This window comes from Pseudoalteromonas ardens (assembly GCF_030125445.1).
Taxonomy (GTDB): Bacteria; Pseudomonadota; Gammaproteobacteria; order Enterobacterales; family Alteromonadaceae; genus Pseudoalteromonas; species Pseudoalteromonas ardens.
On sequence record NZ_JASJUV010000001.1, the window covers coordinates 66,048 to 85,120 of the forward strand.

The window sequence follows — 19,073 nt, forward strand, 5'->3', positions numbered from 1 at the left end:
AGTACGACACTGATGGTATCGCGTAGAAGAGGAAGCCACGACTGAAAATGGCAGGCTTCTCTCATTAAAGAAGTAAGTTGAAATACCATTTAGGGGTGTATCGTATTTATAGAAAAAGGCTTGCCAATCTGGCAAGCCTTTTGTCTTTTTAAACCATAAAAACAGCAGTTTATTTATTCAGCTCTTTCACCGCTTTTAATTTCGCGGCGTGGTCAATCTCATAGGCTGGCATGTCTTTGTTGCCGTGGATCAGGTAGTTGTCCATCCAGCGCATTAAGCGCAGGCTGTAGTCATACTGAGCGGCGACTTTGCGGTTACCATGGCCTTCGCCCGGGTAGTAAACCAGCCGTACGTCTTTGTCTTGTACCTTCATATAGCGGTACAGTTCCATAGACTGAGCCGGGTGAACGCGCGGGTCGTCTTTACCATGCATGATCAACAGTGGGGTTTTCGACTGACCAGCCCAGTAAATCGGGCTGCGCTCAAGGTACCACTGCCATTTCTGCCACGGGTAAGAGCGGGCATGTACCAGGAACATTTCGTTTGAGATATCGGTCGTACCAAACTTAGACAGCTGGTTGGTTACACCCACAAACATCACACTGGCTGCGAAGTGCTCGGTGAGTTTAGTTGCGCCCCAGGCTGAAGCGTAACCACCGTAAGAGCCACCTGTGATTCCAACACGTTTGCTGTCGACCAGACCCATCTCAACAAGGTGATCTTTCATGTCGACCAGATCGTCAAACTCTTTACCGGCATAGTCGCCCTGACCCAGTTTAGAGTAGTCAACGCCTTTACCTGTTGAGCCGCGGTAGTTCGGGTAGAAGACCGCGTAGCCACGTGCTGCACCCATTTGACCCGGATCTGAGTAGCTGGTCAGCCAGCCGTTTCTGTCATGACTTTCCGGACCACCGTGCACCGCCATGATGAGGGGGTAACGTTTGCCTTCCTGGTAATCCAGTGGGTAGATAAGCACACCGCCAATTTCCACACCGTCGCGAGCTTTAAAGTTAATTGCTTCTTGCTTTGCCAGGCGTTTGTTGTCTAACCAGGGGTTTGAATTGGTTAAACGGGTTGGCTTTTTAGAGCGAACCATAAACACTTCACTTGGGTGTTTTGGGCTCTCTGCACGTACGCCAATCGTTTTATCTGAGTCTGATACGGACAGGCTTTGCGCGATAAACTTGCCTTCTTTAACGAGCTTTTTGTACTTGCTCGAACCAACTTTCACCTGCGCGATGAAGGTTTCAGCGCCGACATCAGCAATAAAGTTCAGAACATTTTTGCGGTTTGACCATTCAAAATCTTTGAAATGGCCCATAAAGTTCGGGATCCATTCTTCTACTTTGCCGGTTTTCGCATTGGCCAGGAACAGGCGGCCTTTGGCTGGATCGTGCTTGTCTTCTGCGCCTAAAATGGCAATGTACTTACCATCATGTGAGAATTCAGCTTCACCCAGCTTACCTTCGGTTTTGAATGAAGTGGTGATCTTCTGCGTCGCTACGTCCATTACATGCCACTGAGACTTCATGTATTGATCGTCGATCAGGGCAGTCGGTTGTGTCTTCACCAATAATTTGCTGGCATTATCAGACCAGTTGATGTCACTCACGTAACCCGCAACAGGGACCACGGCAGGAGTCAGGGGTTTGCTCGTCTGTGCCAGGTCGACCAAATGCAGCTGCTTGTTTTTCAGGCCAAGCTCATACACTTCAGCCATAAAGCCAAGCTTTTTAAGCTCTTTCTCGCTTGCATCTTTGGCAGGCATAGCCAGAATAGCAACCTGTTTACCGTTGGGGCTCAGGCGATACTTGCTGATAGAGGTGCCTTTCAGAGACAGCACTTTTTGTGCCTCACCACCATCTACTGCAATGCGGTACAGTGAGGTGAATTTGTCCGCTTTTTTCTTGGCCGTAAAGTAAATGAATTTGCCATCTGCTGACCATTCAATTTTACCTACGTTGATTTTACCTGTGATGAAAGGTACTTCATTACCTTCGTCATCAACAACATACAGCTCGCTGTAGTTTTTACCGTTGCGGTCTACATACAGCTCACGGGGGACAGAGCGACGAAATGCAACTGATTCCCCATCAGGGCTAACGGCTGTTTGGATAACGCGTTGAATTGTAGGAATATCTTCAACTGTGATTGTGTCATTTGCCGATGAGGCAAAGGTGCTGGCACTGGCTAGGCCAATGGCAAGCGCGAGCGAGGTTTTAATTAGTTTCATAAATGTTCTCTGGGATTACGCTTTCTTATAAACTAGACCGCGAAGTGTAGTGCTAGTGAGTAATATTTTACTTTAGCGCAGTCTGAAAACCAGTGTTTGCGATTAACAGTCTGCTTTATGGGATAAATAATTGCTGTATATCAATCAAGTGACACATTTTGCTGATAAGGAGTGCGAAACCAGCATGTCAGATTCCAGGATTCACCCGTTAGATACCCGGATCCCGCCTTTAGTTGTACTCTTGTTGCATCTGATCCTTAGTTGGGGGCTGGCACAGCTATTCGGTCGTGTGGAGTTGAGTGAGGCGATAAGGCTGTGTGGGGCTTTTTTACTGAGTTCTGTTGGCGTGGGAGTCGCACTGGCTGGTGTGATTGCATTTCGCCGCCACAAAACCAGCGTCGATCCGGTGCATATAGATAAAGCATCAACCCTGGTGACCAGCGGCATATATCGCATTACCCGAAACCCCATGTATGTGGGCTTCCTGTGCTTACTATTGGCATTTAACTGGTATCTCGCTGCGCCAGTGGGGGGGCTTGCAGCATTGATTTTTATTGGCTATCTAACCCGTTTTCAAATTAAACCTGAAGAGCGCTTCTTGCTTAACTGCTATGGACAAGCATACAGAGACTTTCTGGCAACAACCCGGCGCTGGCTCTAGCATGATACCAAATTCACTGAATACCTGTTCAATTAGAAGGAGCAAATAGGGCGCTAACAGCCTCAAAAACTTCTCCTTTAGAACGACTAAATAGCAAAATTTTCGCCTGGTTATCGTGGCCTCAAAATAGAACACTTAATTAAGCAAATTGGTATGACTATTTTGTTGCGACTTGCCTGAATTGCGCTCTGATATCATCTGGCATTCCCCAGGAGTACTGCGTCAAAACGGTATCAAACACAGCTTGCCAGGCGGTGTTTTGGCTATCATGTAATTGATTTTTTTGTTTGCTGAGTAAGCGCTTTATTTCTGACACATTATGATAATCGGGCCAAATGGCCTGGGCTGCGCTAAATTGTGAGAGTGCTTCGGAAATATCTCGTGCCAGGATAGCGTTAAATCCAGCCCGCTCATATTGGTCGACCTGTGCTTTTCTATTCGGTACAGACGGCGTCTCTGTCAGTAATACGGTCTGTTTTACGCTGGACAGTTGCTTGGCCAGGTTAACCTGGATGCCGTCTACTTTTTTTAGTAGTTTTGCCGGTTCCTGGCTGGCCTCAATGTCTTTTTTGAGCTGTGCTATCTGTGCCTCGTAGTTGCTGCTGATATCTTCAATTTGTTTACCCAGCTTTAATCCAAACGCATCTACCTCTCGTTGCTCAATGATTTTAAATAGCTTATCGCCATAGACAGCAAAGGCGAGGACCAATATAGCTGGCCACAAAAAGACTTTGATGTAATCGAGCACCAGCCGATAGGCTGCCAGTTTTTGTTCTGTGTGGTCGTTCATGGTGAGCTCCTTTGCACCAGAGTGTGACTTTGATTGTCACCCAAAATGCGTTTGAAGCAAAGGAGAGATTGAGTAGCCCCAACTACAGGTAAAGAAGCTATTTGGCAACACCCCGACTGCTTAGGTGTTGCCAAACACGATTTACAGGCTCTTCTTCGGTGGCAGTGCCACGTTGGCAAAGATAAGACCGGCAATCAAAGACATGAAGATCAAAAAGGTCTGCTGGCCGATGTGATCGGCTGCCACAAAGTTCTGCCCTTCAATTAGCGAGTTTAAACCAATATAGGTTTTTGACCCGGGTACCAGCACAATCAACCCCTGCATCGCGACAATCGAGGCGGGCGCGTTGACGGTGCGGTTAAACACATTACTGAACACACCCACAGCAAATGCGCCGACAAAAGTCCCCAGTGAATAGTCGAGGTAGATGGCTGAGCCAATGCTGGCTGCATAGGCAATAAAGCCTGACGCAATTGACCAGCTGGCGTGTTTCAGCTTAGTGCGGAAAATCACAATCAGGCTGCTACACAGCAGCAATATTGCCATCCAGGCTGTCCATTTCGGGAGCGGATCGGGCTGCACATAATCGCTCTGTCCAAATAGAAAGAAGCCAATGCTGATACCTAAAAACGCACCAAAGTACAGTTTAAACAGCAACATAATGGCATCCATGACCCGAGCTGTCCCTGATACTAAGTGGCGCGCAGATAGCTCAGCAAAGCCAAGAGCCAGTGCCAGGCCTGGTATAAATACGATTATCGCCGAAAGTACGACCAGTCGGATATTAACCATAGGGTCCAGATACGACGAAATCGCACAGGCAGCCAGCGCAGAAGCGATTGCTACAACAGGCTCGAGCATGTGTGTTACGCGCTTTGAGCGAGTTGACCAGAGGACGAAGATAAAGACCAGAATCGACAACACCGCAGACCAAAGCACATCATTCCAGCTGGTGCCCATTAGCATTGCAAAGGCACCTCCTGACACTGCAAACGCGATACCCGTAAGTAGCCGTCCATAGGGATCTTTTGCCTGAGTTATGGCATCCAGATTCTGATCTGCTTGCTCGACACTGAGCTCGCCTGCCAGCATTCGATTCACGACATCATCTGTGTCGGCCAGTGAGCCAAGGTTGTGGTCACCGGGCTCTACGCGGGCAACATGGGTGTACTCATCCTCGTGTCCTTCAGTCCAGATCACAAAAGTGACGGATGTTGGAGACATAACAAAGGACGACTTAAGCCCCAGGTGGGTGGCAACTTCCATCAGATGGGCTTCCAGGCGATAAGCCGGGGTTCCGTATTGATGAAGCATTTTGCCTAATTTAACAATAAACTTACGCTTTTGTGTAAAGGTGGCTGAGTTCAACGGCGTGTAACCTAATTATAAGTAAAAATCGACAGCGACTTAGTGAGTAAGGAAGCTAACAGCTTGTTTCGCCTCCCTACCCAGTTTAGGCAATAACCTAAGTTGCCGCGAATTCTAACCACTTCTCACGTAAATTCAACGCATTTTATTTGCATTTTTTGCTTCAATCCATTGGGACATATATTGGGTACTGCGAAGCGTGTGGTGTCGCAGCATGCTGCCGGTGAAGTTTGCTCGCCTGTGTGGGCCCAAATTGGTCAGTAGATTGCTAATCTTTTGTTTTAGTTGAGACTCTAAAGGATGCTTATCATAACGCGCCTGTAGCAGGGCCAGCCCGTTTTGTTGCGCCTGCTGATAGCGTGCTTCATCCCGGTATAAGGCTACCGCCTCGGCAGCAAAGGTTTGTGGGCAGTTGCTTATCGCACCGTGCCAGGGCAGGTCGCCATGCATGCCCTCTGCGCCAATCTCAGTGGTCACGCACGGTGTCTGTGTGATCATTGCTTCGAGCAATTTACCTTTGATTCCGGCTCCAAAACGCAGTGGGGCAAGGCACACTTTACTTTGTGCCATTACGCTCAGAGCATCTTTCGCCCACCCTTTGATCAAAAAGCCGGTTTTAGGGTTGTGTAATGCGGTTGCCTTGGGTGGTGGGTAGGAGCCATAAATGTGTAGCTCTGCATCTGGCAGTTGTTTGCGGATCATCGGCCAAATTTGCTGCAGGTAAAGTACCGCATCCCAGTTTGGAGCGTGGCGAAAATTACCTATGGTCATAAAGTGCTTGCGGGTTTGAAAGTCTGGCGTTGTGTTATCGAGTGCGCTCAAGTCGACCATAAATGGTAAGTGGTGCAACAGGTCGGCGGATACGCCAAACTGAGTAGTGAGCAATTGGTGCTCAAAATCAGAAATGATCAGCGATAAGTCGCAACGCAAAATTGCGGCGATCTCACGTTTAGCCAGCTCACTGTCGAGCAGGCTGTCCAGGGTGAAAGCTTGCTGAGTGCGATGTGCCGCATGGCGCGCGTTGCGAAGACATTGCAGGTCCTCGGTGTCGAGGATTTTAAGCGCATCGGGTGCAAATTTATCGACCCGCCAGCCAAACTGCTCTTCCATCATAAAACGGTCAAACATCACGATATCAGGCTTAAGTTGCGCGATATAGTCGTCAAAACTACTGCAATTGAGAGCGATGGGGGTACAGGTGATCTGTTCCTGGCTTAAATCGGCCATATGCTCTGTTTGCTGGGCCGGGCTGGCAAATTCAACTTGCCAGTTCTGCGCGCGGAAAAAGCGCAGTAAGGACATCATATGACTGCCGGCGGCTGACGAATTCGGCTCCGGCCAGACATAACCTATTACTAAAACTTGTGTCATTTAAATGGAAGATTCTCTGAGTTGCAGCGATACATCCACCAGGGTCCGTACCGCAGGTTGCGATTTATTCATAATTTCTGCCAGTGCCTGGCAGGTGCGTTTACCGATATCATCAGCATCAATCCGCACAGATGACAAAGCGGGTTTCATTAATCTGGAGTCGGCCAAATCATCAAAACCAACCACTTTGATATCTTTGCCTGGAGTGAGCCCGAGCTCTCGCATTGCTTCCATTACACCATAAGCAATGACGTCACTAAAACAGACGATGGCCTGCGTATCCGGGGATTGCGAATACAGAGTATTAAATGCTTCGCGGCCTCCCTGGCGGTTGGTCTGAGCGGTAATTTCAGGCATGGGCTCGAGGACTTTGCGTAGCGTGAGTGCGCTGCGAAAGCCAGCTAAACGTTCATGGTAATCCGAAATCTCGGGTGTACCGCCGACAAAGGCCAGGCGCTCAATCCCCTGTTCGAGTAAATGCATGGTGGCCAGGTGTGTGCCTTTTTGATTATCGGGCAGAATACAGGGGGCGTTACTGTAGGGGATCTCCCGCATAATATTGATAACAGGGAAACCAGAATCGACGAGTTTATTGACCCACTCCATGGTTGTGCCCGGCGCCGGCACCATGACAAACGCACTGACATTGTACTCTTTGAGCGTATTGACGACCTGTTGCTGACGCGTCAAATCTTCACTGGTATTAACCAGCATAGGCACCATACCCAGTGCATAAATGTGCTTTTCAAGGCCTACTGCTAGCTGTGCGGAATAAGGGTTAGTCAGGTCGTTGATCACCAATGCGACCAGGTTGGAGCGCTTACTACGCAGTGCCGCGGCATCACGGTTATAGACGTAGCCTAATTTTTCTATGGCAGCGAGTACCTTTTCCCGGCTTTTGTCGCTGACTTTGTCGGAATGGGTAAGGACCAGAGAAACGGTTGATTTAGATACTTGCGCTTCTCTGGCAACATCGAAAATGGTTACTTTGTCTGGCTTTTTATTGTTGTTCATAATGGCCTGAATAGCTGCTCAAACGGTTGACGAACGCTTAGTTTACCGTAACTTCGCGCCTAGATGCACGTTATACCACTAACATTAGTGCATAACCAATCTGAAGGTTTTAATTGGTCGCTAACGGTATTAAAAAATTCTCATTCAGAACAACTAAGTATCAGATATTTTGTTGTTTTAGCGACGAAAATTTTTGTGCTCCGGGTTGGCCTGTGAATTGCGTTAATTGCTATTAAACTAGTGCACATTTAGGTAATTTCGTTATATCATGAGAGGTTGAGATAAGAATTCAAGGGTAGAAAAGTGGTGAAAAAGAGCCCGGCTTTGCTGTTTTTTTTAGCTTGTTGTCTGTGGGTTAATACTGCGCTGGCGGCATCGGATGGTTATCAGGTGCCAAGAGAAGAAATTGCGCAACTGGTAGGTGTGCCACCAATGCCAGAGGTGTTGCTCAATGAACAACATGTCTGGATGGCGCTACTAACCAGGCAAAAAAGCGTGCAACGGCCAGATGAAGCCGGTCTGCGTTACGGCGATTTACACTTCGATCCCACTACCTTTATGCGACTGGGCGCGGTGACCTATTCAGGTCTGAGTTTTAAACATGTTGCGACGGGTGCCGAAGTAAAAGTAGAAAACTTGCCACCTGGTGAAGTATTTGCCCCACGGTGGAGTGCAGATGGTCGCTATCTGGCCTTTATCTTGCGCACCGAGCAGGATGGCCGTTTATGGGTCTATGACATCAAGCAGCGAGAACTGCGCGCTGTGTCTCGTTTTCCACTCAATGGCGTAACCACGGAAGTCCCTTATCACTGGCTGCCTGACAGCTCCGGACTGGTGGTCAATAGTGCTATAAACCATACAGGAAAACGACCACAAACTGTTCTTCAATCTCGGCTGAGCGGACCGGTTGTCGCGCAATCACATGGTGCACTCAGTGTCGTGACTGACACTACAAAAAACCTCTCTACAGAAGCGTTTGCGCATTATGCTCAGGGGCAGCTAATTAAAGTGCCTTTGCAAGGTCGGCCCGTAGCTATTGGCGGCCCGGCTTATTTCCACCATTTTACTCCCTCACCGGATGCGACTAATCTGCTGGTGGCTATGTCTTTACTCGAAGCGCCACAGCAGTCACAACCGCTACAACGCACGCTGGCGAATCACCCGAGTGTCTGGCAGGTTTGGGGAATGACTGGGTTTGCCTTATATGAACTTTACCGGCCGGTAATGCCTCCCGAATCGCTAAGTGAAGAACAAAATGTTCTGGCGGCTATTTCAACACCTCCGGCTGCTCCAATGCGTAGTCATTTCCAGTGGCGTGCAGACAAGGGAGCAACTGTTGTCTGGGCGCAAGAAGGTGATGCCGAGAACGCGTATGGTCTGTACCATATCTCGTCGCCATTTAAGCGCGTCCCTCGATTATTTATGGCGCTTCAGGAGCCTTTGGTGTCTCTGAACTGGGGCGATTCTAATATTGCCTTACTCACTCAGGCAGAAAGTGAGCGTTTCTGGCGGACTTCTGTGATCAATCCATTGGCACCGCAACGCAATCCCCTGGAGGTTGCGAGATATAAAGTCGCTGATGCGCAGTCTGAGCAGTGGTTGATGACCCGCAACGATTTGGGTGCTCCGGTTTTGAAAGTTGTGGGCAGCAGATATTTGTTTATTCAGGGAACAGAAAAGGTACAGGGCGAGGAGTTACCCTTTCTCGACCGGTTTGATGCCAGAGCCAATACGCGTACCCGGCTTTGGCAATCTGAGGCTCCTTATTTTGAGCAGTTTGTGGCGTTACTGGATGATGAAGGTATGCGCTTCATCACGTTGAGGCAATCTAAACAGGATCAGCCAAATTACTTTGTGCATGATCGGACATTTAATTCTCAGGAGCAGATCACGCATTTCAGACATCCGTACCCTGCGTTACGCGGTTTGTCCCGTGAGGTGCTGAGTTTTGATCGTGGGGATGGCACACAAATAACCGGTACGCTCTATTTGAATGCAAACTACGATCCCAGTCTGGGTCGGGTACCTGTCTTGATGTGGGTAAAGTCGCCGGAGCAGACAAAACAAGCATTTAGCTCCCCTCATTATTTCGTGCCTCTGGATCATCTTGGCCCTTTGCCCCATCTTTCACAAGGTTATGCGGTATTTGAAATTGACGGGTTCACTTTGCCAGGTGAGCAGAGTGTAGCGCAGTTAAGGCAGCAATGGCAGTCTACGGCTCAGGCTGCTGTTGCGGTATTAGCACAACAGGGGATTGCAGATGTCAGTAAAGTAGCAATTGGCGGGCAGGGGGCAGGTGCAACTGTGGTCGTTGATTTGCTGGCCCATACGGATTTATTTGTTACCGGTATGGCGCGCAGTGGCACTTATAATTTTACACTAGCGCCTTTTGCCTATGAGCAACAAGCGGGCACCTTATGGCAAGATCCTCAAGCTTATCTGGCCGCGTCGCCCATTGCGTATGCGGATAGAATTACGGCGTCGTTGCTTCTTATCCATGGCTATCAGGATCGTCAGGCCGGTCGCTTTCCAGTGCAAAGCGAGCGCTTGTTCAGCGCATTGAATGACTTGGGTAAACGCGCGCGCCTGGTGTTGTTGCCAGAGACAGATCATGACTACTCAAACCGACAGGATGTGTTACACATGTTGTGGGAGCAGCAAAGCTGGTTGCAACGCCATTTTGATCCACTGCCGTTGATCGAAGAAATCAACCAGGTGCCAGAGGCGTTGCGATTTGAGCTGACGCCAGAGACTGTCACGCCCTGGCCGATGTAACGCCGCTGTTTACTATTGTTTGGCGGACAAAGAGCTACCCAGTGAAGCGGCGATCACCATAAAGATCGCCAGCCATTGCCAGGCACTCAGTAGCTCTCCTAAGATCACTAAGCCGGCTAGCGCTGCGATGGCCGGCTCCATACTCATCATAATGCTAAAGCCCTGAGCCGGCATTTTCTTTAACGCGACCATTTCAAGGCTATAGGGCAGGGCACTGGATAATAATCCAATGGCAATACCTAGAGGGATCAAAGACCAGTCAAGCAATGCGCCTCCCTGGGATATGACGCCGACCGGTACAACGGCAAATGCCGCAACACTCATACCGATTGCGACCGTTGCACCACCACTGCCATGACCGCCACTTTTTTTGCCAAACAGGATATAACCTGCCCAACATGCACCGGCGGTGAGTGCAAGCAATACGCCGATTGGGTCCAGGCCATCTACTTCGCCCATCTGCGGCAGCAACAGCAATATACCTGCAAGCGCCAGCGCCACCCAGAGGTAATCTCGTTTACGTCGTGATGAAAATAATGCGACTGCAAGTGGTCCGGTAAATTCCAGTGCTACCCCAATGCCAAGCGGAATGCGCTCTATTGCGTAATAAAATGTCAGATTCATAATACCCAGACTCAGCCCGTATAAAATCACTGGACGCCAGTTTTTGGGCAAATGCCGCCAGGGGCGAAAGACCAGACATAATATCAGCGCTGAAAACCCCAGGCGATAAGCCGTCGTGCCCTCTGGCCCAACATGAGGAAATAGCTGTTTGGCAATTGAAGCACCAGACTGAATGGTAATCATAGCCAGTAACAAGCACGCGATGGCATACAGAAAGCTTTTGTTTAAAACATGCATCGAGAAATCTCGCTATAAATAAAGGCCGCCAGTCTACTTATCAAAATGGTACTGCTCAATAGTTTTGTATACATTATTCCGTAATTTCCGATTTTGAATAAATTGAGGTGACTTTAATTTAAAAATCATTACCAAAGTGTATTTTTTTCTTATAAATGGTGTATTCATTTCACTTTAAGATCCTCGTATTTTTGTGCCCGGATATTAACTGTCCCTCAGTTTCATTATATAATCATATTCGTATATAGGAGAGCCGTGCAGTGAAAAGTATCTATTTGAAAGGTGACAATCCAGACCTGGTTTGGTTAGTTGGCGCTTTGTTAAAACATCATAATCCAGATGTCTTGCTGGGCAATACGATGACTACGCAACAGATCAGTTTTGGGGCAAAACAAGCGCTATCCGAGTTTGGGTTGAGCAGAAATCTGAGCTTCAGTCAAAACGACGTTAATGAGGAAGAGTGCGATATTATGCTTCACCTCACTCAGGGGGCATGCTCTGAACAGGAAGGAAAACAAACACAGCAAACACTGTTCTGGCAACTTGCTCTAGAGGACGTTGATGAGTCTTTTAACCCATATCGTAAGGCTTTATATGAGTTAAATTGCAAAGTGCGTAATCTGTTGGCTGAGCCGCAACATATCGAGCCCATTACCCCAATGGCTTTTTATAAAGCCATGAGTGACGAGCTAAGGCTGAAAACGCTGCTGCTGATTTTGCAGGAGCAGGAGCTGTGTGTCTGTGAGTTGATGGTGGCACTGGATGAGCCCAGTCAGCCTAAGGTGTCCAGGCACCTGGCACAACTCAGAAAAGCGGGTATTCTGACTATACGAAAGCAAAGTCAGTGGGTGTACTATGCATTGAATACAGAGTTACCTGGCTGGATGCAGCAAGTTTTACAGCGTACTTTGCTTGGAGAACCCGCTTGTATTGAGAAGGAATTGGCCAGGCTGGACCTGATGGGAGACAGGCCAGCGCGTCAACAAAGCTGTTGTGCCTAGTACGTACTGAGGTAGGCAAGCCAGTCTTTTTCATGTCTGAGCATCATAGCATGCTTTTTTGACCCCAAATGTGCGTGTTTGTCTTGCTCGCTCAGAAAGGGTCCTGCACGGCACATAGCACAGTGATTTTGTGTTAAATAGGGCGGTAGATAAAGCGATTCACGCAAAACTGCGTGAGGCTTTGCTGACCAGTAATAGGTGATACCGCTGGTATCTTTAACATGTTTATCTCTGTCGACATTGCGGATCCGATAGCCCTCGAATACATCTATATTGAACTCACTCTGGCCCAGATAATGATAGCCCAGCCCGTTACATAGCGAGTCCTCTAGATTCCACTCGCAGTAAGGTTTGACATCTTTCGAAGTGATCAATGCGAGCATTGGGCCTGCCGGGTCAAGTGCAAAGCGGTGGCTGAAGTCGATAAAATTACGTAACAAACGTCGATTCAGGGTGTTTGTCGACAGTGGCTGAGCATCAAATGCTTGCTTGCTGGTGAATGCAGGGATCAAAGGAAACTGGAAAATCACCGCGTCAAACCGCTTACCTTGTAAGGCTTCCCAGCAGTTTGGGTTGTTGACGTCAAATTCGCTCAGCACAGGTACATTTGAATCGCGTAAGCTGTCCAAAGCATGAAGCTGGTATTTGCTTCTCAGGGTGGCTTCATCGTCATAGATACTGGCACATAAATGACCGGGTTTTAACTGTCTGCTTAGTGATAAGGAAAAGCTCAGATCACCATCACCCACGGTCAATATGCGCCAATTTGCATCTATTAACATAACATTACTACCCAGAAAAATAACAAAGGCGCGATGATAGCAGATGCACAAAGGGGGATAAACCGGGCGACTCAGATCTGAACCACCCGGGATAAAACTAGTGTGTTACTTCATCCAGTAATCTGAGTACGTCACGGCTGGCCTGCTCCATGCGATTAAGCTCGCCGATGGCTTTTTGCTTTTCACCGGCAACAAACAGAGTCATCGCTTCGACACCGGCACGATGGACCTCTCTATGCGGGCCGTCAATACGATTGAGTAATCCCGATTTATTCATTACTTTGCCCGCTTCACCGCTGAGCCACTTACCCAGGCGGCAGCTGGTGTGGTCGGCAAACTCTGTGATTTGCTTGTTACTGTTGCCTGCAATGACACCGTATACTTCACCCTTCCATACAACATGATCGAGCTTTGCGGTCTGCACAAAAGTTTGCAGCGATGCTGAGACAATGGTCTGCTTCATAGAGCCGCAGCAACTAACAATATTACCGTACTCATCGTTGAGGTGGGCAATACTTGAAGATAAATCGTTGTTGGAGTTTTGAATAACATTCACTCCGTCGACCGTGAGCTGAGTTGTATCTATGATCTTTTTAACCAGATCTGATACTTCGTTCGCCGACTCGTTGGTGTTGTTTGCCAGCGCCCTAACTTCATCGGCAACGACACTAAAGCCACGGCCAGCTTCACCGGCACGGGCTGCCTCGATAGCGGCATTGAGTGCAAGAAGGTTGGTTTGGTCAGAGATTTTTGAAATCGTGGTGACAAAAGTGTTGATGTTGTCTGCCATATGCGACAGGCCAGATATATTGTCGGTCATGCTGGCCATATTGGTCGACAGACTGGACATGCCTGAGAGGATCTTTTCCAATGATGACTCTGAGGTTTCAAACGAGGCACTGACCTGAGAAATTGAGCTGCTTTCTTCCTCTATCTGATGCAGACTGCGCAGCACGGCGTCACGTACTTCGTGGATCTGACCAAGCCCGGAAAGTGCACATTGCAAAAGCTGATTGTCCGTGTTGTCGTTTAATTGCTGTTGTGCTTCAACAAGCTCATTTTGCATTGCTTGTTTTTCTGCCTCCAGTTGCTCATATGCCTGTCGTTGTGCGGCCAATTCTGCTTTCAACTGCTGGATTTCCGATTGTTGACTGGTATTGGCAAAAAGATTCTTTAACACTGAGGTTCCCTCGACTATCAAAACTGCCAGCAGCATAACAGTCAAGCCACTAAAGTGCTAGATTTATGTAAATAAACAATGAGCTACATAAAAAATAAGTAAAAAGAGCGGGGTTTGAACGTGGTTAAAACACCGAAAAACACATAGTAATACCAATTTGCTTAATTAAGTGTTCTATTTTGAGGCGAGAAAATATAGTCGATAACACCGCTTTCGCGTCCTGCTATCACTGAGGCACCTACGTCCATGTAGGCGAGGCAAAATTTGTGAACTTATGTCTAAGGTATAAGGTTCTAAATGAAAAATTTTTAACGCTGTTAGCGTCCTATTTGCTCCTTCAAATAGACCGGGTATTAAGTGAAATTGGTATAAATACTCAGTGCTTGCCGGGGTTATCTGACGGAGGTGCGGATACTTTTATTGGCTTTGTTCTCATACATACCTATATCGGCCTTGTGGAGTAACACATCCGGATCTTCATCTGGGTCGGCCGCAGTTCTGCCTATGCTCACCCCAACACCATATTCAAAGACCTCTTCTACCAACTGCGCCCGAAGGGCATCTTCTTTTAACACTGTTTCACTGGTAAAGGCCACAAACTCATCGCCACCTATCCGAAAGCAGGCATCTGCAGTGAATTCTCGGGTCATCGCTTCTGATACTTTTTTCAGTATTTTATCGCCAATATTGTGACCATATTTATCATTGGCTTGCTTAAAGTTATCCAGATCGAAGTAATACAGGTAAGTACTGGAGGTGCACAAACGTTCAAATTGTTCAAAACAGGCGCGTCGATTTCCCAGCCCGGTCAATTCGTCGTGTGTTGCATCAAACTTTAACTTTTGTTCCAGTTTTTGGCGCTCTTCGATTTCGTGGTTAAGTGCACAGATGGTTTCGCGTTTTTGCTTAATGATGGTATGCATGCCGTAGCACACCAGCAGAAAGCCCAGATGCTTTAACGACGTGTCAAAGGTGTTGACCGGGATAAGCTCAATGGTCATCAAGTCATCAAGGAGATCCAGTAACAGGCCAATACAGTAGATCCCCCAGGCATATAAAAGCAGCTTATGTTGCAAGTGAGGCAGGCTGAACACCAGCACAGTTAATGAAATGGCAAACCATATCAGCTCTTCTACCGTTGCCCCAAAAGAGGCATGATTGCCGTAGAGTAAGATGATGACACAAGCCGTTGCAAGCCAGATCAGAGCCAGTAGTAATTTTTGACGCATGTGCAACCCTCCGTATCCCCTTTAGTTATAGCAGGTTTTAAACGGGCTGTGGCACTGTGAGTTTATCCGGCAAGTTCGATTGCCTGTGCGACCATGAATAAATGGCTGACAAAGACAACGGAAGTCAGCGTGAAGCGCATTTTTTGATAATCCTGATGCGTCTCCTGCCAGGCCGGAGCGCTGCGTTCAAAAATCAACACCAACCAATACGCCACCGACAAGTAGCTTAGCATCACAACTTGAGAGGCAACGGCGAGCAACGGGAAAGGGACGATCACCAGAATGGCGACTACGGCACGCTGTTGCGATTGCTCCCCTGGACGCCATAAGCTGCCAGCCAGAAATGCCAAAACGCCCAGGCTATAATAGCTAAACGCGTCGATAACAGCCGTTGAGCTGCCAACCATTAATGTGAGTGCCACACAGAGTAAAAAAGGAATAAAGCCAATGTAGGCCAGCATAATGTGGTTAAAGTATGGGTGCATCCAGATCTCTTAAAAGTTTGTTCTGACTAATGTTTTAATTATATCTGATATACGCATAAACTTTGCCAAAGTTTCATCAATTTTTTGGATTACAGTAATCCGAACAATCCATTTTAATAATATTCCAATTCTCTCTATCTTAGTAATCACACAGAGACGACATGGCTGATACAGCATCAGGCCTGTGACCCTTTAACCTAAAAACTGAGAGAGAAAAAACATGACTACCTCTTTGATTAACACCCAGATCCAACCTTTTAACGCAACCGCTTTTCACCATGGTGAGTTTGTTGATGTGAGTGAAAAAGACCTGCTTGGCAAATGGTCTATTGTCTTTTTCTACCCGGCCGACTTCACCTTTGTATGTCCTACCGAGCTTGGTGATTTGGCTGACCATTATGCACAGTTACAAGAGATGGGCGTTGAGGTTTATTCCGTGTCTACAGATACACACTTTACGCACAAAGCCTGGCATGACGCGTCAGAGACCATCAAGAAAATCCAATTCCCAATGATAGGCGACCCGACAGGCAAAATTACCCGCAACTTCGGTGTGATGATCGAAGAAGAGGGTCTGGCGTTACGCGGTACTTTCGTCATTAACCCGGAAGGCGAAATCAAGGTGGTTGAAACCCATGATCTGGGTATTGGCCGCAGTGCCAAAGAGCTGGTTCGTAAAGTTCAGGCGGCTCAGTACATTGCCTCACATGACGGTGAAGTTTGTCCTGCTTCATGGCAGCCAGGTGAAGAGACACTTGCGCCGTCATTAGACCTGGTTGGCAAATTATAATCAGTCACGGTGTTCGGGCCAAGTTGGCCCGACTCTGTTAACCCGCAGCAAACTCACCCCTGGGGGTCGAAGAAACCGGTCTATTGGCGTAAATTTCGAGGATGTACAGAATGTTAGACAAGCAAATTAAAAGTCAGCTGCAAACCCATTTTGCTGCACTGACCGACCCAATTGAGCTGATTTTAGCGCTGGATGACAGTGCCAAGTCAGCAGAGGTGGCGTCACTGGCACAGGAGTTAGCCTCGCTCAGTGACCTGATCACCCTGGAGCAGGCACAAAGTAGTGAGCGTGCACCCAGCATGACCATATACTCCCCAAAGAGAGATACTCGGATCGAGTTTGCTGGGGTGCCCATGGGGCACGAATTTACCAGCCTGGTGTTGGCGCTGCTGCACAGCGGCGGACACAAGGCAAAAGTGTCTGAGCAGGAACTGGCAGTGATCCAGTCACTGCAAGACGAACTGCATTTTGAAGTTTATATATCGTTGAGTTGCCAGACTTGTCCGCAAGTTGTACAGGCACTCAATCTAATGGCCGCACATAACCCTAAGATCAAAGCCACTATGGTTGACGGTGCGCTGTTTCCTGACGAAGTTGCGCAGCGCAACGTGCTGGCGGTACCCAGTGTATTTTTAAATGGTGAGTTGTTTAGTCAGGGCGCCATCACATTGAGTGATGTACTTGCCAAGCTGGATAACACACTTAGCGAACAACAAGCCGAGGCGCTTGGCCAAAAGTCGGTATTCGACGTACTGGTTGTTGGTGGCGGACCGGCAGGTGCTGCGGCAGCCATTTATGCAGCTCGTAAAGGTCTTAATACAGGTGTTGTGGCAGAGCGTTTTGGCGGTCAGGTCGCAGATACTATGAGTATTGAGAATTTTATTTCTGTGTCAGCCACGCAGGGACCCAAACTGGTTGCTCAGCTTGAAGAGCATGTGAACGATTATCAGGTAGACGTGATGAAAAACCAGCGTGCCAGTGGCTTGTCTGTGGGCAATAACCTTGAGCTGGCGCTGGAAAATGGTGCGACACTAAAAGCCAAATCTCTGGTGATAGCGACGGGTGCACGTTGGCGCACAATGAATGTTCCTGGTGAGCAGGAGTATAAAGGGCGTGGTGTTGCATATTGCCCGCATTGCGACGGACCCTTGTTTAAAGGTAAATCTGTTGCGGTCATTGGTGGTGGCAACTCAGGTATCGAAGCGGCCATTGACCTGGCTAACCTGGTCGAGCATGTCACTGTGCTGGAGTTTGCAGACTCGCTGAAAGCTGATGAGGTGTTAATTAAAAAGGTACACAGCCTGAGCAATGTGACCATTATTACGAACGCGCAAACGACCGAAGTGCTCGGTGATGGCCAGAAAGTCACCGGGCTGACCTACATGGACAGACAAAGTAACCAGCAACATCAGCTTGAACTTGCCGGGATATTTGTACAAATAGGCCTGATCCCTAATACTGAATGGCTGGAAGGCAGCGGTATGGCATTGACCCCGTTTGGCGAAATTGCCATTGATGCAAAGGGGGCGACCAGTATATCCGGCGTATTTGCCGCAGGTGATGTTACCACCGAGCCTTATAAGCAAATCATCATTGCGATGGGCGGAGGAGCGACAGCTAGTCTGAGCGCATTTGATTACTTGATCAGACATCAGTCAGATTTGGCTGAAGAGGCGGCCTGAAGAGCGCATAGATGACCCAAATTACACCCAAGCCTGTACTCATCTGAGTACAGTTAAGCCACAACTGGATTTGCACTGGTTGTGGCTTTTTTGTCTCTGAGCTTTACAACCTTGAGGTTGGACTATACTTGCGGGTGTACTTCTATGTGCTGACGATAGGTCACTTTGATTATTGGGCTTGCGCAGGTCGGACAGTATGCAGTAAAAGTGAGCACAGCACCTGAAGAACATGGTGATATAGCAAGGTATCAGTACAGTGCTATATCAGTCTGCATACGTATACAAGGCTGCAACAATGAAAACCTCAATCGCGTCTGGTGCCCCGCGAAATACCTTAGGTCTGGTTTTTTGCTCGTCACTGTTACTTGCGCTGGCTGGATGTGGGGTTGACTCCCCCAGCTCAAGTACTACTAACACTCCACCGACTCAATCAGATCCACCACAGTCTGATCCACCTCAATCAGATCCACCTCAATCCGATGCGCCTACAACAAAAGGCTACAAGGTAGAACTGAGTGCAACTCAGTCGATATCGGCTTATGAATTAAAACTGGACTTTAGCGTTGCGCCCAATGAAGGGTCAATGTCAATGAGCAACAGTTTTATTGTGTCTGACGGCACTTTGGTTGCCCTGGGCCCTGTGTCGGCACAGGAAGGCAAATCTCTGCACTTTGGTGCACTTACTTATGGCAATAGTAGTGGTTTTACAGGCTCTGCTGAAGTGCTGACATTCGAAGTCAGTGTCGACTCAGGTACGACGCCTGAAGTGACCAGCAGTAAAACACTTTGCATGAATCGACTGGCGCAACAAGTAAGTTGCAGCATTTCGGTCAGTGAACAGTGAGGGCGTT

The 19,073-nt window shown here is 48.1% G+C and carries 16 protein-coding genes; 6 read left to right on the forward strand and 10 right to left on the reverse strand.

The features are described from left to right. Positions 1-169: 169 nt before the first annotated feature. Positions 170-2,233: a S9 family peptidase gene (locus QNM19_RS00290; protein WP_049865136.1), complete on the reverse strand. Its 2,064-nt coding sequence runs from the start codon at positions 2,231-2,233 to the stop codon at positions 170-172. A gap of 184 nt (positions 2,234-2,417) precedes the next feature. Between QNM19_RS00290 and QNM19_RS00295 the strand changes: the two genes are divergently transcribed. Continuing rightward, entirely contained in the window at positions 2,418-2,894 is a 477-nt protein-coding gene (locus QNM19_RS00295) for a methyltransferase family protein (RefSeq protein WP_284026151.1), read from the forward strand. Positions 2,895-3,051: 157 nt separating this feature from the next. Here the strand turns inward: QNM19_RS00295 and QNM19_RS00300 are convergent, their stop codons facing one another. From QNM19_RS00300 to QNM19_RS00315, 4 genes are all read right to left on the reverse strand, one after another. Continuing rightward, entirely contained in the window at positions 3,052-3,684 is a 633-nt protein-coding gene (locus QNM19_RS00300) for a hypothetical protein (protein ID WP_049865134.1), read from the reverse strand. 141 nt (positions 3,685-3,825) lie between these two features. Beyond that, entirely contained in the window at positions 3,826-5,052 is a 1,227-nt protein-coding gene (locus QNM19_RS00305; protein WP_082225475.1) for a threonine/serine exporter family protein, read from the reverse strand. Positions 5,053-5,187: 135 nt separating this feature from the next. Beyond that, positions 5,188-6,423, reverse strand: coding sequence for a glycosyltransferase (locus QNM19_RS00310; RefSeq protein ID WP_049865133.1), 1,236 nt, complete (start codon positions 6,421-6,423; stop codon positions 5,188-5,190). Further along, a complete protein-coding gene (locus QNM19_RS00315) occupies positions 6,424-7,437 on the reverse strand; it encodes a LacI family DNA-binding transcriptional regulator (protein ID WP_284026152.1) in 1,014 nt (337 codons plus the stop codon). A gap of 303 nt (positions 7,438-7,740) precedes the next feature. Between QNM19_RS00315 and QNM19_RS00320 the strand changes: the two genes are divergently transcribed. Further along, on the forward strand, positions 7,741-10,212 hold the full coding sequence (locus QNM19_RS00320) for an alpha/beta hydrolase family protein (protein ID WP_284026153.1): 2,472 nt from the start codon (positions 7,741-7,743) through the stop codon (positions 10,210-10,212). Between the two features lie 12 nt (positions 10,213-10,224). Here QNM19_RS00320 and QNM19_RS00325 read toward each other — a convergent pair whose 3' ends face one another. Further along, entirely contained in the window at positions 10,225-11,073 is an 849-nt protein-coding gene (locus tag QNM19_RS00325) for an EamA family transporter (RefSeq protein WP_049865131.1), read from the reverse strand. A gap of 260 nt (positions 11,074-11,333) precedes the next feature. On the opposite strand from QNM19_RS00325, the gene QNM19_RS00330 reads away from it, so the two are divergent. Further along, positions 11,334-12,074 carry a metalloregulator ArsR/SmtB family transcription factor gene (locus tag QNM19_RS00330; RefSeq protein ID WP_284026154.1) on the forward strand — a complete coding sequence of 247 codons (741 nt, stop codon included), beginning with the start codon at positions 11,334-11,336 and terminating at the stop codon, positions 12,072-12,074. Here the strand turns inward: QNM19_RS00330 and QNM19_RS00335 are convergent. The 4 genes from QNM19_RS00335 to QNM19_RS00350 all read right to left on the reverse strand — a co-directional run bounded on the left by QNM19_RS00335 (position 12,071) and on the right by QNM19_RS00350 (position 15,750). After that, positions 12,071-12,856: a class I SAM-dependent methyltransferase gene (locus tag QNM19_RS00335; protein WP_049865130.1), complete on the reverse strand. Its 786-nt coding sequence runs from the start codon at positions 12,854-12,856 to the stop codon at positions 12,071-12,073. The two genes, QNM19_RS00330 and QNM19_RS00335, sit on opposite strands and share 4 nt — an antisense overlap. A 97-nt stretch (positions 12,857-12,953) precedes the next feature. Continuing rightward, positions 12,954-14,036: a methyl-accepting chemotaxis protein gene (locus QNM19_RS00340; RefSeq protein ID WP_040645652.1), complete on the reverse strand. Its 1,083-nt coding sequence runs from the start codon at positions 14,034-14,036 to the stop codon at positions 12,954-12,956. 392 nt (positions 14,037-14,428) lie between these two features. Beyond that, positions 14,429-15,265: a GGDEF domain-containing protein gene (locus QNM19_RS00345; RefSeq protein WP_049865129.1), complete on the reverse strand. Its 837-nt coding sequence runs from the start codon at positions 15,263-15,265 to the stop codon at positions 14,429-14,431. Positions 15,266-15,327: 62 nt separating this feature from the next. Further along, positions 15,328-15,750, reverse strand: a complete 423-nt coding sequence (locus QNM19_RS00350) for a DUF3429 family protein (protein ID WP_049865128.1) — start codon at positions 15,748-15,750, stop codon at positions 15,328-15,330. A 220-nt stretch (positions 15,751-15,970) separates the two neighbouring features. Here QNM19_RS00350 and ahpC point away from each other — a divergent pair, with 220 nt between their 5' ends. From ahpC to QNM19_RS00365, 3 genes are all read left to right on the forward strand, one after another. Next, positions 15,971-16,540, forward strand: coding sequence for an alkyl hydroperoxide reductase subunit C (gene ahpC / locus QNM19_RS00355; protein WP_010380696.1), 570 nt, complete (start codon positions 15,971-15,973; stop codon positions 16,538-16,540). 110 nt (positions 16,541-16,650) lie between these two features. After that, a complete protein-coding gene (ahpF, locus tag QNM19_RS00360) occupies positions 16,651-18,222 on the forward strand; it encodes an alkyl hydroperoxide reductase subunit F (protein WP_049865127.1) in 1,572 nt (523 codons plus the stop codon). A gap of 295 nt (positions 18,223-18,517) precedes the next feature. Further along, complete coding sequence (locus tag QNM19_RS00365; protein WP_284026155.1) at positions 18,518-19,066, forward strand: hypothetical protein; 549 nt, start codon at positions 18,518-18,520, stop codon at positions 19,064-19,066. The last annotated feature ends 7 nt before the right edge of the window (positions 19,067-19,073 follow it).